This window comes from Acidovorax sp. CF316, assembly GCF_000276605.1.
GTDB lineage: Bacteria > Pseudomonadota > Gammaproteobacteria > Burkholderiales > Burkholderiaceae_C > Acidovorax.
Window position 1 is genome coordinate 1 of sequence record NZ_AKJX01000165.1, and the last position, 14,077, is coordinate 14,077.

Genomic DNA, 14,077 nt, shown 5'->3' on the forward strand with positions numbered 1-14,077 from the left:
GTGGTGGAGGTAAACGGGATCGAACCGATGACCTCTTGCATGCCATGCAAGCGCTCTCCCAGCTGAGCTATACCCCCACTTGATGCGACTGGAAATACCTTCCCAAACCGCTCCTTGTCGACTTCATTCACACTGTGTATGTCGTCTTCATCAGAGACTCAAATTATAGACAGGTTTTTAGCGGTTTTGCAAACGAACGCCAATTTTTTCGCGTCCGATCAATTCCAGCACCGCATCGACCGATGGCGTATGGGCCGTGCCCACGGTCAGAACGCGCACCGGCATGGCCAGTTGCGGCATCTTCAGGCCATGCGCAGCCAGCACCTGCTTGAAGGCAGCGCTGATGGCGGCCTTGTTCCATTCGCAGGTGGCCAGCACTTCTGCCAGCGCGGCGATGGCCGGCCGGATGGCCTCGGTCACATGCTGGGCGAGTTCCGCTTCATTGGGAGTCACGTCGCCATAGAACACCTGGGCCCAGTCGGCCAGGGCCACGGTGGTGTCGCAGCGGTCCTTGAACAGTGCGCAGATGCGCGGCAGGCGGCCATCGGCCAGGTCGGCGGCAGACACGCCACGCTTTTGCAGCTGGGTCGACACCAGAGCGGCCAGGGCCTCGTCGTCCATGGCCTTGAGGTGCTGGGCGTTCACCCAGCGCAGCTTGGCTTCGTCGAACTGCGCGGCGCTGCGGCCCAGGTGATCGAGGTTGAACCACTCGAGGAACTGCGCGCGGCTGAAGATCTCATCGTCGCCATGGCTCCAGCCCAGGCGGGCCAGGTAGTTGACCATGGCGTCGGGCAGGTAGCCCTCGTCACGGTACTGCGTCACGGGCTTGGCGCCGTTGCGCTTGCTCATCTTCTCGCCCTGCTCGTTCAGCACGGTGGGCAGGTGGGCGTAGACCGGCGGCTCCTTGCCCAGCGCGCGGAAGATGTTGATCTGGCGCGGCGTGTTGTTCACGTGGTCGTCACCACGGATCACGTGGGTGATGGCCATGTCGAGGTCGTCCACCACCACGCAGAAGTTGTAGGTGGGCGTACCGTCGGGGCGCGCGATCACCAGGTCGTCGAGCTCATCGTTGCTGATCTCGATGCGGCCCTTGACCTTGTCGTCCCAGGCGACCACGCCGCCCTGCGGGTTCTTGAAGCGCAGCACGGGCTGCACACCGTCGGGGATGGCCGGCAGGGTCTTGCCGGGCTCGGGGCGCCAGGTGCCGTCGTAGCGCGGCTTTTCCTTGGCGGCCATCTGCTTTTCGCGCAGGGCGTCGAGCTCGGCAATGCCCATGTAGCAGGGGTAGACCAGGCCGGTGGCCTTGAGGTCCTCGAGCACGGCGCGGTAGCGGTCCATGCGCTGCATCTGGTAGAACGGGCCCTCGTCGGGCTGCATGCTCAGCCATTCCATGCTTTCCAGGATCACGTCCACCGCCACCTGGCTGGAGCGCTCCACATCCGTGTCCTCGATGCGCAGGATGAAGTCGCCGCCCATGGCACGCGCAAAGGCCCAGGGGTACAGGGCCGAGCGGATGTTGCCCAGGTGGATGAAGCCGGTGGGCGAGGGCGCGAAGCGCGTGCGCACGCGGCCGGTGGCGGGGGTGTTGTTCTGGTCGGTCATAGGTCTTGCTGGGTGGGCCACCCTGCCCTGCTGCGGTCCGGGCAGGTGCGAAGGCGGCGGTCGATGCCGGTAATGATAAGTGCCGCGCCCTGGCCGGGTGTCCCGGCAGCTGAAACGGCACGGGCGCCCCGGATGATCGGCGCGCCCGCGAAAGGCTTCTCGATGAAGAAGGCGGCAGCCCCCGAGGGGGCGTCTTTCACGCGTCCTGGGCGTTGGGCAGGGCCAGGCGAGAGGTGTCCTCTTCGTTCTCTTCCACGCCCACGCGGCCTTCGTTCAGGCGGGCGATGTCCTCGGCGGTGATGTCGCCCGTGACGTAGGTGCCGTCGAAGCACGATGCGTCAAAGCCGACGATGGCCTTGTTGAGCGAGCCAATGGCGCGCTTCATGCCATCCACGTCCTGGTAGATCAGCGCATCGCAGCCGATGACCTGGCGGATCTCTTCCACCGTGCGGCCATGGGCCACCAGCTCGCTGCTGGTGGGCATGTCGATGCCGTAGACGTTGGGGTAGCGCACCGGTGGTGCGGCGCTGGCCAGGTAGACGTTGCGGGCGCCGGCATCGCGCGCCATCTGCACGATCTCGCGCGAGGTCGTGCCGCGCACGATGGAGTCGTCCACCAGCAGCACGTTGCGGCCCTTGAACTCGCTGGCGATGACGTTGAGCTTCTGGCGCACGGACTTCTTGCGCACGCCCTGGCCCGGCATGATGAAGGTGCGGCCCACGTAGCGGTTCTTCACGAAGCCTTCGCGGTACGGAACGCCCAGCAGGTGCGCCAGCTGCGTGGCGCTGGGGCGGCTCGACTCGGGGATGGGGATGATCACGTCGATCTCGTTGGGCGGCACGGTGGAGACCACGCGCTTGGCCAGGGCCTCACCCAGGTTCAGGCGCGCCTGGTAGACCGAGATGCCGTCGAGCACCGAATCGGGGCGCGCCAGGTACACGAACTCGAAGATGCAGGGGTTGAGCTGCGGGTTCTCGGCGCACTGGGCCGAATGCACGGTGCCGTCGAGCGTGATGAACACGGCCTCGCCGGGTTCGATATTGCGCTCGAACACATGCGAGGTGCCCTCCAGCGCCACGGATTCGCTGCCCACCATGACGTTGCCGTCGGCACTGCGGCCAATGGCCAGGGGGCGGATGCCATGCGGGTCGCGGAAGGCCAGCAGCCCGTGGCCGGCGATCATGGCGATCACGGCGTAGGAGCCCTTGATGCGCTTGTTCACGGCACGCACGGCGGTGAACACGTCTTCAGGGCGCAGCGGCACGCCGGCAGTGGCGCGCTCGAGCTCGTGCGCGAACACGTTGAGCAGCACTTCCGAGTCGCTCTCGGTGTTGGTGTGGCGGTGGTCGGTCTGGAACAGCTCCGTGCGCAGCGTCTGTGCGTTGGTCAGGTTGCCGTTGTGCACCAGCACCAGGCCGAAAGGCGCGTTCACGTAGAAGGGCTGGGCCTCTTCCTCGCTGTAGGCGTTGCCGGCCGTGGGGTAGCGCACCTGGCCCAGGCCCACATTGCCGGGCAGGGCCCGCATGTTGCGCGTGCGAAACACGTCGCGCACCATGCCCTTGGCCTTGTGCATGAAGAACTTGCGGCCCTGCTGGGTCACGATGCCGGCGGCATCCTGGCCCCGGTGCTGCAGCAACAGCAAGGCGTCATAGATCAACTGATTGACGGGCGCGGTACTGACGACGCCGACGATTCCACACATAGTTCGTTTCCATCCGTTTGCGGGAACATCCCCGCTGCAAACCCACGACAACAGCTTCTGGCCGTTGCCGCCTCACGAAGGCAAGTGCCTCGTAAATTCTTCCGGAAGTGCCGGTTTCAACCCTTCGAGCACCTGGGCCAATACCGGCGCCCCCCGCGACTCCTGCCACCAGGCGGCCTCGTGCAGCGGCGTGAGCCCGGCCACCACAGCCACGGCCAGCAGCAGCACCATGCCCCGAAGCACCCCGAAGACCGCACCCAGCGTGCGGTCTGCCGGGCGCAGGCCGATGGACTCCACCAGCTTCTTGGCCACCCAGGCCAGGAAGCCGCACGCGAACACCGCAGCGATGAACACCAGGGCAAAACCCGCCGCATAGCGCAGACCGCTGGCCGACTCCCCCATGGGCAGCAGCGCCGCCACATCGTCGGCCAGCCACTGCGCCACAAAAAACGCCGCCACCCATCCCACCAGGGACAGCACCTCGTACACCAGGCCGCGCCAGGCCCCCATGAGCATGGAGGCCAGCAGCACGGCCACGAAAACCCAGTCCAGCGCCGCCATCACCGGCGCAGCCTGCTCTGGCATCACATCAGAGCGTCAGCACCGACGCCGACAGCTCCAGCGAACGGATCTTGCCGGCCGCCTTGTCCGCATCGGCCCGGTTGTTGAAGGGCCCCACGCGGACCCGGGTGCGCTTGCCATCCTTGGTATCCACCACCTGCACGAAGGTCTTGAGGCCAGAGCGCTCCACCTTGGTGCGCGCCTCGCGGGCCTTGTCTGCATCGGCGAACGCCCCCACCTGGACGATGAAACGGGCATCCTCGGCACTGGCCGAGGCGGCGGCTGCTGCAACGGCCGGCGCCGCGGTGCGGCCTTCCAGCAGTGCGCGGGCGCGGGCAGCTTCGTCGTTGGCACGCGCCGGCGCCGCCGGTGCGGGTGCGGGCGTGGCGGCCACCACGGCCGGCCTGGGCTCGGGCTTCGGTTCGGGCTTGTGCTCCGGCTTGGGTGCGGCCGCCACTGCGGGCGGCTTGGGCACCAGTGCGGGCCTGGGGCTGGGAATGATCTCTTCGCCCTCGCTCAGTCCATTGCCGGCGTTGCCCTGGCCTGTCGGCGCGGAGCGGCTGCCGGACGGCGCGGCAGGAGCGGTCGCTGGCGCCGCCTGGCGTGCCACGGCGGCAGAGGCCGGAGCCGGAGCAGGCGATGGCGCCTGTGCTGCGGCAGGCGCGGGGGCGGGCACGACCACGGGCGCGGTCTTGTTGCGATCAGGGATCTCGATGGGAATATCCACCGCGATAGGGCGCGGCTGGGTATCGAACAGCAGTGGAAAGCCCACCACGCCCAGGGCCACCAGCACGGCCGCGCCGATCAGGCGGTGGCGCGCGCGCCGGCGCATCGCTTCGATGCTTTCGGCCGGGGGCGCTGCGCGCGAGCGTTTGGCCGGCTTGTCGGCCGGTGCGGGTTCACTCTGACCGGGCCACCGAAACTTGAAAAATGCCATGGAGTTGCGACTCGTGCGGGGTGCTTACGCGCCCAGATGTTTGGCGTGCAGGCGGGGGGTGCCGTTGATCAATACCCCGCCCACCGTGTAGAACGAGCCAAAGACCACGATTCTATCAGCGGGGTCTGCCGCCGCCACGGCGGCCTGCAGTGCCTGCATGGGGTCTTGGTGCACGCTGGTGGCCACCTCGCGGCGCCCGCCGGCCACCATCTGCAGGGCATTCCATTTCTGCTGCAGCGCCGCGCCCGTCTCGGCCCGGGCCGTGGGCAGGCTGGTGAAGTACCAGCGGTCTACCAGCGGGCCCACCTTGGCCAGCATGGTGGCCAGGTCCTTGTCGGCCATGGCACCGAACACCGCATGCGTGGTGGGGAAAAAGCCCATCGCATCCAGGTTGGCCGTGAGGGCTGCCACCGAATGCGGGTTGTGTGCCACGTCCAGCACCAGCGTGGGCTCGCCCGGCACGATCTGAAAGCGCCCGGGCAGCTCCACCATGGCCATGCCGGTGCGCACGGCCTGGGCCGTCACGGGGATGCGCTCGCGCAGCGCCTCGAAGGCCGCCAGCACACCGGCGGCATTCACCAGCTGGTTGGCGCCACGCAGCGAGGGGTAGGCCAGGCCTGCATAGCGCCGGCCGCGGCCGGCCCAGCTCCACTGCTGCTTGTCGCCCGACACATTGAAATCCCGGCCCGAGCGCCACAGGTCGGCGCCGATGGCCGCCGCATGGTCCACCACGCTCTGCGGGGCCATGGGGTCGCTCACGATCGCCGGGCGGCCGGCGCGCATGATGCCGGCCTTCTCGCGGCCGATGCTTTCGCGGTCCTTGCCCAGGAATTCGGTGTGGTCGATGTCGATGCTGGTGATGATGGCGCAGTCGGCATCGATGATGTTGGTGGCGTCGAGCCGGCCGCCCAGGCCCACCTCGAGGATGGCCAGGTCCAGGCGCGACTGGCTCATGAGGCGCAGGATGGCCAGGGTGCTGAACTCGAAATAGGTCAGCGAGATGGCTTCGCCGCCCTGCGTGCGGGCGGCCTCGACGGCCGCGAAGTGCGGCACCAGGTCGGCGGCGGCCACGATCTCGCCGTGCACGCGGCAGCGCTCCTCGAAATGCACCAGGTGGGGCGAGGTGTACACCCCCGTGCGGTAGCCCGACTGCAGGCCCACGGCCTCCAGCATGGCGCAGGTGGACCCCTTGCCATTGGTGCCCGCCACGGTGATCACCGGGCAGTCGAAGCGCAGCGCCATGCGGCGGGCCACTTCGCTGACCCGGTCCAGGCCCATGTCGATGTTGTGCGGGTGCAGTTGCTCGCAATGCTGCAGCCAGCCTTCCAGGGTGTCGATATTATTGGTGTGCATACAGCCCGCGATTGTCGCCCAGCCCACGGTCGCGCACATCTTCAGCCCCAATTACCCATGACAAGCCAGCACACCATCACCCTCTATGGCATTCCCAACTGCGACACCGTGAAAAAGGCCCGCACCTGGTTCACCGACCAGGGCCTGGAATACCGCTTCCACGATTTCAAGAAACAGGGCGTTCCGGCCGACCGCCTGCCCGGCTGGTTTTCCGCCGTGGGGCGCGACAGGCTCGTGAACCGCCAGGGCACCACCTGGCGCAAGCTCGACGCAGACACCCAGGCCGCCGTGCAGGACGATGCCAGCGCCAGCGCCCTGCTGCAGGCCCAGCCCAGCGTGGTCAAGCGCCCGCTGGTGGAGTGGAGCCAGGGCGGCACGACCCGTATTTCGGTCGGTTTTGTGCCTGAAACCTGGAACGAATGGCGCCAGGCGGGCTCCAACCGCTGAAATCGCCCGGATGCAGTGCACTGAAACCGGAGATATTGCACAAATCTTTACGCAGTTTTACGGCCTGCCCACCCGGTATTGACGGGTAGCGCCTAAACTTTTCGACAGTCTGGTGCGTTATGTACCGACCTGAAAGGAGTTTCTCCATGAAAAAGATCGTCGTTTTTTCCGCCATGGCAGCCATTGCCTCCATGGCCGCAGCCCAGGAACAGGGCCGCGTGCTCTCGTCCACCCCCATCGTGCAGCAGGTGGCCGTGCCCCAGCAGGTGTGCAACAACGAAACCGTGTACAGCGGCAACCGCACCACCGGCGGCGGCGCAGTGATCGGTGCCATCGCCGGCGGGGCCGTGGGCAACCAGATCGGCAAGGGCAGCGGCCGCGCTGCCGCCACGGCGCTGGGCCTGATCGGTGGCGCCGTGCTGGGCAACAATATCGAAGGCAATGGCCAGCCGCAGTACGAAAACGTGCAGCGCTGCCACAACCAGACCTACTACGAGAACCGCACCGTGGGCTACAACGTGACCTACGAGTACGCAGGCCGCCAGTACACCACGCGCACCCAGTACGACCCGGGCCGCTGGATCCCCGTGAGCGTGCAGCCAGGCCAGACCTACTCCACCGAGCCCTCGTACCAGCAGGGCTATGCCCAGCCGGGCGTGGTCACCTCGACCTACCCGGCACCGCCCCCCACCTACGTGACGCCCCCGGTCACGGTGATCGAGTACGGCTACGACCGCTCCTACCACCACCCCCGCAATCCCTACTGGCGCTGATTCGGGCGGGCAGCCCGGGCAGCCGGCGGCATGAGCACGCCGCCGGCCCAGTGACCACTGCCTTTGACGGCTGCCCTCCCCTTGCGCCAGTCTTCAAAGAGCCCTTCGGGGCTCTTTTTTTTGCCTTGTGCCGGATCGAAAGCTTCAATGCGGCACGGTGGCCTAAAATCAGGGGTTTCCCTCTAACCAACGCGCATCCATGACCACCGAAAAAATCGACGGCGTGTCCGTCACCACCCAGGCCAATGTGTACTTTGACGGCAAGTGCGTGAGCCACAACATCACCTTCCCCGATGGCACGAAGAAGTCGGTGGGCGTGGTGCTGCCCGCGTCGCTGACCTTCAACACCGGGGCGCCCGAGATCATGGAATGCGTGGGCGGCGAGTGCGAGTACAAGCTCGACGGCACCGATGCCTGGGTCAAGTCCGGCGCGGGCGAAAAGTTCAGCGTGCCAGGCAACTCCAAGTTCGAGATCCGCGTCGCCAGCGCCTACCACTACATCTGCCATTTCGGCTGAGCCCTGAGAAAGTCCTGACCGTCATGGCCACCATCCTCCAGAACCTGCCCATCGACCAGAAGGTCGGCATCGCCTTCTCCGGCGGCCTCGACACCAGCGCCGCACTGCGCTGGATGAAGAACAAGGGCGCCGTGCCCTACGCCTACACGGCCAACCTGGGCCAGCCCGACGAGCCCGACTACGACGCCATTCCGGCCAAGGCCATGGAATACGGCGCCGAGAAGGCCCGACTGGTCGATTGCCGCACGCAGCTGGCGCACGAAGGCATTGCCGCCCTGCAGGCCGGCGCCTTCCATATCAGCACCGCTGGCATCACCTACTTCAACACCACGCCGCTGGGCCGTGCCGTCACCGGCACCATGCTGGTGGCCGCCATGAAGGAAGACGACGTCCACATCTGGGGCGACGGTTCGACCTTCAAGGGCAACGACATCGAGCGTTTCTACCGCTACGGCCTGTTGACCAACCCTTCGCTCAAGATCTACAAGCCCTGGCTGGACCAGCTGTTCATCGACGAGCTAGGCGGTCGCGCCGAGATGTCGGCCTTCATGACCAAGGAAGGTTTCGGCTACAAGATGAGCGCCGAGAAGGCCTACAGCACCGACAGCAACATGCTGGGTGCCACGCACGAAGCCAAGGACCTCGAATTCCTGAACAGCGGCATCCGCATCGTGAATCCCATCATGGGCGTCGCGTTCTGGAAGGACGACGTGCAGGTCAAGGCCGAGGAAGTCTCGGTGCGCTACGAGGAAGGCCAGCCCGTGGCCCTGAACGGCGTCGAGTTCAGCGACCCCGTGGCCCTGATCCTGGAAGCCAACCGCATCGGTGGCCGCCATGGCCTGGGCATGAGCGACCAGATCGAGAACCGCATCATCGAGGCCAAGAGCCGCGGCATCTACGAAGCCCCGGGCCTGGCGCTGCTGCACATCGCCTACGAACGCCTGGTGACCGGCATCCACAACGAAGACACGATCGAGCAGTACCGCATGAACGGCCTCAAGCTCGGCCGCCTGCTCTACCAGGGCCGCTGGTTCGACCCCCAGGCCATCATGCTGCGCGAAACCGCCCAGCGCTGGGTGGCCCGCGCCATCACCGGCACGGTCACGCTGGAACTGCGCCGCGGCAACGATTACTCGCTGCTGAACACCGAATCCCCCAACCTGACCTACGCGCCCGAGCGCCTGAGCATGGAAAAGGTGGAAGACGCGCCGTTCTCGCCAGCGGACCGCATCGGCCAGTTGACCATGCGCAACCTGGACATCATCGACACGCGCGCCAAGCTTGGCGTGTACTCGCGCGCCGGCCTGCTGTCCCTGGGTGGCAATGCCGCACTGGCACAGCTCAACGACGAGCGCGGCGGGTAAACAGCAGCGTTCGCTTCGCCCCCATGAAAAAAGCCACCCTCGGGTGGCTTTTTTTACTTCGTGGCGCTACACGACGACCGGCTCGGGCTCCAGCCGGATGCCGAAGCGCTCGTACACGCTGGTCTGGATGGCCTTGGCCAGGGTCATCACCTCGCCTCCGGTCACGCTCTGCTCGCCGCGCCCGCGGTTGACGAGCACCAGGGCCTGCTTCTCATAGACTCCCGCCTTGCCGATCGACTTGCCCTTCCAGCCGCAGGCGTCGATGAGCCAGCCGGCGGCCAGCTTGATGCTGCCGTCGGCCATGGGGTAGTGCACGATCTTGGGCTCGCGCGCGATGATGTCGGCGCACTGCTCGGGCGAGACCGTGGGGTTCTTGAAGAAGCTGCCGGCATTGCCCACCACGGCCGGGTCGGGCAGCTTGGCGCGGCGGATGTCGCACACCCAGTCGAACATCTGCCGGGCCGTGGGGTTCTCGATGCCGGCCTCGGCCCTGCGGCGCTCCAGCTCCAGGTAGCCCAGCACCGGCTTCCAGGGGCGTGGCAGGCGAAAGCGCACATGGGTGATCACCGCGCGCCCGGCCAGCCCCATGCCGCGCGGCAGGCCGCCAGGCACCTCGGGCTGCGCAGGGGCGTGCTTGAACACCGAATCGCGGTAGCCAAAGGCGCACTGCGCCGCGTCGAGCGTGAAACGCTCGCCCGTGGCCAGGTCGATGGCATCCAGGGATTCAAAGCGGTCCTGCAGCTCCACGCCATAGGCGCCGATGTTCTGCACAGGCGATGCCCCCACGGTGCCGGGGATCAGGGCCAGGTTTTCCAGGCCTGGGTAGCCCTGCTCCAGCGTCCAGGCCACGCAGTCGTGCCAGACCTCGCCGGCACCGGCCTCGACGATGAAGGCCTTGGGTGTTTCCTCAACCAGGCGCAGGCCCTTGATCTCCATCTTGAGCACCACGGGGCGCACGTCGCCCGTCAGGATGATGTTGCTGCCGCCGCCCAGCACGAAGGCCGGGCTGCCAGACAGTTCTTTATCGGCCAGGAAGGCCGAAATATCATCGGCGGAGTGCACGCGCACCAGTGTCTGGGCGCGCGCCGCAATGCCGAAGGTATTGCAGGGCTGCAAAGGGACGTTTTTCTCGACTACCATTGGCCCGATTGTCGCACCCACGCATTAAGGCGACACTGAACAAGTCCCTCGCGCGCCGCGCGCCCCGCTTTGGTCGGTCTGCGGCGTTGCAAATGCTCGCCATAGCACTGGCTATGGCTGCGCTTTGCGCCTGGCAGCCCATCCCAAATCAGGGCACGCGCCATCGCGAAGACTTATTCAGTGTCGCCTTGGAGCGCTGGGGCGAAACCCGTATTCCCGAGATAGATTGAGAGCCACCACCATGCCATCTTTTGATACCGTCTGCGAAGCCAACCTGGTCGAAGTGAAGAACGGCGTAGAAAACACCGCCAAGGAGATCGGTACCCGTTTCGATTTCAAGGGCACTTCCGCCAGCATCGAGATCAAGGACAAGGAGATCACGCTGATCGGCGACGCCGACTTCCAACTGACCCAGATCGAGGACGTGCTGCGCAACAAGCTCACCAAGCGCAATGTGGACGTGCGCTTCCTGGACATGGGCGACGTGCAGAAGATGGGTGGCGACAAGGTCAAGCAGGTCATCAAGGTGCGCAACGGCATCGAGAGCGAGCTGGCCAAGAAGATCCAGAAGCTCATGAAGGAAAGCAAGCTCAAGGTGCAGGCCGCCATCCAGGAGGACAAGGTGCGCATCACCGGCGCCAAGCGCGACGACCTGCAGGCGGCCATGGCGCTGATCCGCAAGGACGTGACCGACGTGCCGCTGTCGTTCGACAACTTCCGCGACTGACGCGTTCTCACCATGCGCCATCTGCGTTCCGCCCTCTCCTTCGCTCTCGCCGCCGGCCTGGCATGCCCGCTGGCGGCGCAGCCATCCGGTCAGTCCATCGCGCTGGCCGGCATGCTGGGGAGCAAGGCCTTGCTGGTGGTCGATGGCGGGGAGCCACGTGCCGTCGGCCCCGGAGAGACGCACCAGGGCGTGAAGGTGCTGTCCGTCACGCGCGACGAAGCCACCGTGGAAGTCCAGGGCATCCGGCGCCTGTTGCGGCTCGGCGAATCCCCCGTGGCGCTGGGTTCCAGCGGCAGCGGCAAGCGTGTCGTCCTCATGGCCGACAACCAAGGCCATTTCGTCAACAACGGCTTCATCAATGGCAAGCCCATGAAATACATGGTGGACACCGGCGCGTCGGTGGTCGCCGTTGGCAAGCCCGATGCGGAGCGCATGGGCATCAAGGTTGACGACAAGATGAAAGTGGTCATGGCCACGGCCAACGGCGTTGCCGAAGGCTGGCGGGTACGCCTCAAATCGGTACGTCTTGGGGACGTTGAACTCCTGGACGTGGAGGGTGTGGTGATGCCCACGGGCATGCCCTTCGTGCTGCTGGGCAACAGCTTTCTGACCCAGTTCCAGATGACACGCAACAACGACCAGATGGTGCTGGAAAAGCGCCATTGAGCGCTTCGGCCCGCCACACCCCCCCATGAACGCCATCGCCCTGCCCAGCAACAGCCCGCCCGAAGGCGAGTACGAGGACCTGCTGAGTCTGTGGTCGGACCTGGAGTCTGGCCTGTCGGTGCTGCTGTCCAAGCCGCTGCAGGTGCAGGACTTCCCGGGCAAGGTGCGCAGCTTCGACCTGTGGCTGCAGGAACTGGTGGCGCACGACATCGATGCGGCGCTGTACCTCATGTTCCAGCTCGCCTCCACCTCGTCGGTGGGCTACAGCGCAGCGCATGCGCTGGTCTGCGGCACCCTGTGCCACATCATGGCGCAGGACCTGCGCCTGGCGCCCAGCGAGCGCGACAGCCTGGTGCGCGCCGCGCTCACCATGAACATCGGCATGACCTCACTGCAGGACGAGCTGGCCGAGCAGCGCGAGCGCCCCAGCAGCGCCCAGCAGGAGGCCATCCGCAGCCACCCCGAGGAAAGCCAGGCCCTGCTGGAGCGCCTGTTCGTGAACGACCAGCTGTGGCTCGACGTCGTGGGCCAGCACCACACCAACATGGCCGACCAGGTTCCCCTGGCCCAGCAGAACCCCGAAGACCGCCTGACACGCATCCTGGGCACCATCGACCGCTACGCGGCCATGATCAGCCCGCGCAAATCGCGTGCGGGGCGCAGCGCCACCGATTCGGTGCGCGCCATCGTGGGCCAGGAAGTGGACCAGCGCGACGAAGTGAGCTACACGCTCGTGCGCTCCATCGGCCTGTGCCCGCCCGGTACCTTCGTGCGGCTGGACAACGGCGAGGTGGCCATCGTGCTGCGCCGCAGCGAAAAAGCCAACTACCCGCTGGTGGCCAGCCTGCTGGACCCGGTGGGCCAGCAGCAGAACCTGCCCAACCTGTACCAGACGGCCAGCGGCAAGCCGCGCATCCAGTCGGCCGTGGCGCGCTCTGCCGTCAAGGTGGAGCTCAACCACCGCACCATGGTGCGCCTGGGCCTGTATGCCGCACAGCGCATCTCGGGCATGCGCTCGCTCATTACGGCGCCCGCATCGCTTGGGGCGCGCTAGATAACGAACAGTCCAGTCAATGGGCCAGGGCTCAGCCCTTGGCGCCCTTGGCCTTGCCCACCTTGCTGCTGCCCAGGCGCGATTCCTTGCCTTCGAGCAGGCGCTGGATGTTCTCCTTGTGGCGCCAGGCCAGCAAAAGGCCCATCACCACGATGGCACCGGCAATGCGGTTGTCGGCATTCCAGACCACGCCATCGGCCAGCAGGTAGTACATCGGCGCGAACAGGGCTGCCGCCAGCGAGGCCAGCGACGAGTAGCGAAAGAAGAAGGCGATGATCACCCAGGTGACGGCCGTGGCCAGACCCAGCCAGCCGCTCACGCCCAGCAGCACGCCGAGCGCCGTGGCCACGCCCTTGCCGCCTTCGAAGCGGAAGAACACCGGCCACAGGTGTCCGAGGAAGGCCGCCAGGCCCACCAGGGCCATGGTGCCCTCCTGCAGACCGTAGGGCTTGCCGAACCAGGCCACCAGCGCCACCGGCAGCCAGCCCTTCACGGCGTCCAGCAGCAGCGTGACGACGGCCGCCACCTTGCTGCCCGAGCGCAGCACGTTGGTGGCGCCCGGGTTCTTGCTGCCATAGGTGCGCGGGTCGCGCATGCCCATGGCGCGCGTCACGATCACGGCAAACGACAGCGAGCCGAGCAGGTAGGCCGCCACGGTGGCGAGGATGGGGTACACGGCGGTCAATTCAGTTCCTTGGATGGGGTGCGTGCCGACAGCGGCGCAGGGCCGCTATTCTGCCAGCGCGCAGTGCACGGTCTGCGCACCGAGCAGTTGCACGCAGACCTCTGGGTCGATCTGCACCAGAAAACCGCGCCGCCCGCCATTGATGGCGATGCGCGGCAGCGCGAGGATGCTGCCCTCGATGTAGACCGGCATCTCGCGCCGCGTGCCGAAGGGCGAGGTGCCGCCCACCAGGTAGCCGCTGTGCCGGTTGGCCACCTCGGGGGCGCAGGGCTCGACCGACTTGGCGCCGATCTGCCGCGCCAGGTTCTTGGTGGAGACCTTGCGGTTGCCGTGCATCAGCACGATCAGGGGCTTGGCATTCTGGTCCTGCATCACCAGGGTCTTGACCACCGTGAAGGGATCGAGCCCCAGCACCTCGGCGCTGTGCAGGGCACCGCCGCGCTCCAGGTACTCGTAGGGGTGCTCGGTGAAGGCCACCTTGTGCGCCTTGAGAAGCTGGGTGGCGGGGGTTTCGGAGACATGTTCTTTCTTGGCCATGGTGCACCGATG

Annotated in this window: 15 protein-coding genes and 1 tRNA gene; 7 read left to right on the forward strand and 9 right to left on the reverse strand. The window is 66.4% G+C overall.

What is annotated here, in order from left to right; translation table 11 throughout:
• Position 1: 1 nt before the first annotated feature.
• From PMI14_RS21115 to folC, 6 genes are all read right to left on the reverse strand, one after another.
• Positions 2-77, reverse strand: a tRNA-Ala gene (locus tag PMI14_RS21115).
• Positions 78-177: 100 nt separating this feature from the next.
• Positions 178-1,602: a glutamate--tRNA ligase gene (gene gltX, locus PMI14_RS21120; protein WP_007857402.1), complete on the reverse strand. Its 1,425-nt coding sequence runs from the start codon at positions 1,600-1,602 to the stop codon at positions 178-180.
• Positions 1,603-1,798: 196 nt separating this feature from the next.
• Positions 1,799-3,304, reverse strand: a complete 1,506-nt coding sequence (purF, locus tag PMI14_RS21125) for an amidophosphoribosyltransferase (RefSeq protein ID WP_007857403.1) — start codon at positions 3,302-3,304, stop codon at positions 1,799-1,801.
• Positions 3,305-3,376: 72 nt separating this feature from the next.
• Positions 3,377-3,865 carry a CvpA family protein gene (locus PMI14_RS21130; protein ID WP_007857404.1) on the reverse strand — a complete coding sequence of 163 codons (489 nt, stop codon included), beginning with the start codon at positions 3,863-3,865 and terminating at the stop codon, positions 3,377-3,379.
• A gap of 28 nt (positions 3,866-3,893) precedes the next feature.
• The gene (locus tag PMI14_RS21135) at positions 3,894-4,802 is read right to left on the reverse strand and encodes an SPOR domain-containing protein (protein ID WP_007857405.1); all 909 of its coding nucleotides are present in this window, start codon (positions 4,800-4,802) and stop codon (positions 3,894-3,896) included.
• Between the two features lie 24 nt (positions 4,803-4,826).
• Positions 4,827-6,155, reverse strand: a complete 1,329-nt coding sequence (gene folC, locus PMI14_RS21140) for a bifunctional tetrahydrofolate synthase/dihydrofolate synthase (protein WP_007857407.1) — start codon at positions 6,153-6,155, stop codon at positions 4,827-4,829.
• A 57-nt stretch (positions 6,156-6,212) separates the two neighbouring features.
• Between folC and PMI14_RS21145 the strand changes: the two genes are divergently transcribed.
• From PMI14_RS21145 to argG, 4 genes are all read left to right on the forward strand, one after another.
• Positions 6,213-6,602, forward strand: a complete 390-nt coding sequence (locus PMI14_RS21145; RefSeq protein WP_007857408.1) for an arsenate reductase — start codon at positions 6,213-6,215, stop codon at positions 6,600-6,602.
• Between the two features lie 146 nt (positions 6,603-6,748).
• Positions 6,749-7,375, forward strand: a complete 627-nt coding sequence (locus PMI14_RS21150) for a glycine zipper 2TM domain-containing protein (RefSeq protein WP_007857409.1) — start codon at positions 6,749-6,751, stop codon at positions 7,373-7,375.
• A gap of 199 nt (positions 7,376-7,574) precedes the next feature.
• On the forward strand, positions 7,575-7,892 hold the full coding sequence (locus PMI14_RS21155; protein WP_007857410.1) for a pyrimidine/purine nucleoside phosphorylase: 318 nt from the start codon (positions 7,575-7,577) through the stop codon (positions 7,890-7,892).
• 23 nt (positions 7,893-7,915) lie between these two features.
• Entirely contained in the window at positions 7,916-9,256 is a 1,341-nt protein-coding gene (gene argG, locus PMI14_RS21160; protein WP_007857411.1) for an argininosuccinate synthase, read from the forward strand.
• A gap of 66 nt (positions 9,257-9,322) precedes the next feature.
• Here argG and murB read toward each other — a convergent pair whose 3' ends face one another.
• Complete coding sequence (gene murB, locus PMI14_RS21165; protein ID WP_007857412.1) at positions 9,323-10,396, reverse strand: UDP-N-acetylmuramate dehydrogenase; 1,074 nt, start codon at positions 10,394-10,396, stop codon at positions 9,323-9,325.
• A 241-nt stretch (positions 10,397-10,637) separates the two neighbouring features.
• Here murB and PMI14_RS21170 point away from each other — a divergent pair, with 241 nt between their 5' ends.
• Genes PMI14_RS21170 through PMI14_RS21180 form a run of 3 tightly spaced genes read left to right on the forward strand, consistent with a single transcriptional unit; the run spans position 10,638 to position 12,843 of the window.
• A complete protein-coding gene (locus tag PMI14_RS21170) occupies positions 10,638-11,123 on the forward strand; it encodes a YajQ family cyclic di-GMP-binding protein (RefSeq protein ID WP_007857413.1) in 486 nt (161 codons plus the stop codon).
• A gap of 12 nt (positions 11,124-11,135) precedes the next feature.
• Positions 11,136-11,789, forward strand: a complete 654-nt coding sequence (locus tag PMI14_RS21175; protein ID WP_007857414.1) for a TIGR02281 family clan AA aspartic protease — start codon at positions 11,136-11,138, stop codon at positions 11,787-11,789.
• A 25-nt stretch (positions 11,790-11,814) separates the two neighbouring features.
• Positions 11,815-12,843, forward strand: a complete 1,029-nt coding sequence (locus PMI14_RS21180; RefSeq protein WP_007857415.1) for an HD-GYP domain-containing protein — start codon at positions 11,815-11,817, stop codon at positions 12,841-12,843.
• A gap of 31 nt (positions 12,844-12,874) precedes the next feature.
• Here PMI14_RS21180 and plsY read toward each other — a convergent pair whose 3' ends face one another.
• Positions 12,875-13,528, reverse strand: a complete 654-nt coding sequence (gene plsY / locus PMI14_RS21185; protein WP_007857417.1) for a glycerol-3-phosphate 1-O-acyltransferase PlsY — start codon at positions 13,526-13,528, stop codon at positions 12,875-12,877.
• A gap of 45 nt (positions 13,529-13,573) precedes the next feature.
• Positions 13,574-14,065, reverse strand: coding sequence for an aminoacyl-tRNA deacylase (locus PMI14_RS21190; RefSeq protein WP_007857418.1), 492 nt, complete (start codon positions 14,063-14,065; stop codon positions 13,574-13,576).
• Between the last annotated feature and the right edge of the window lie 12 nt (positions 14,066-14,077).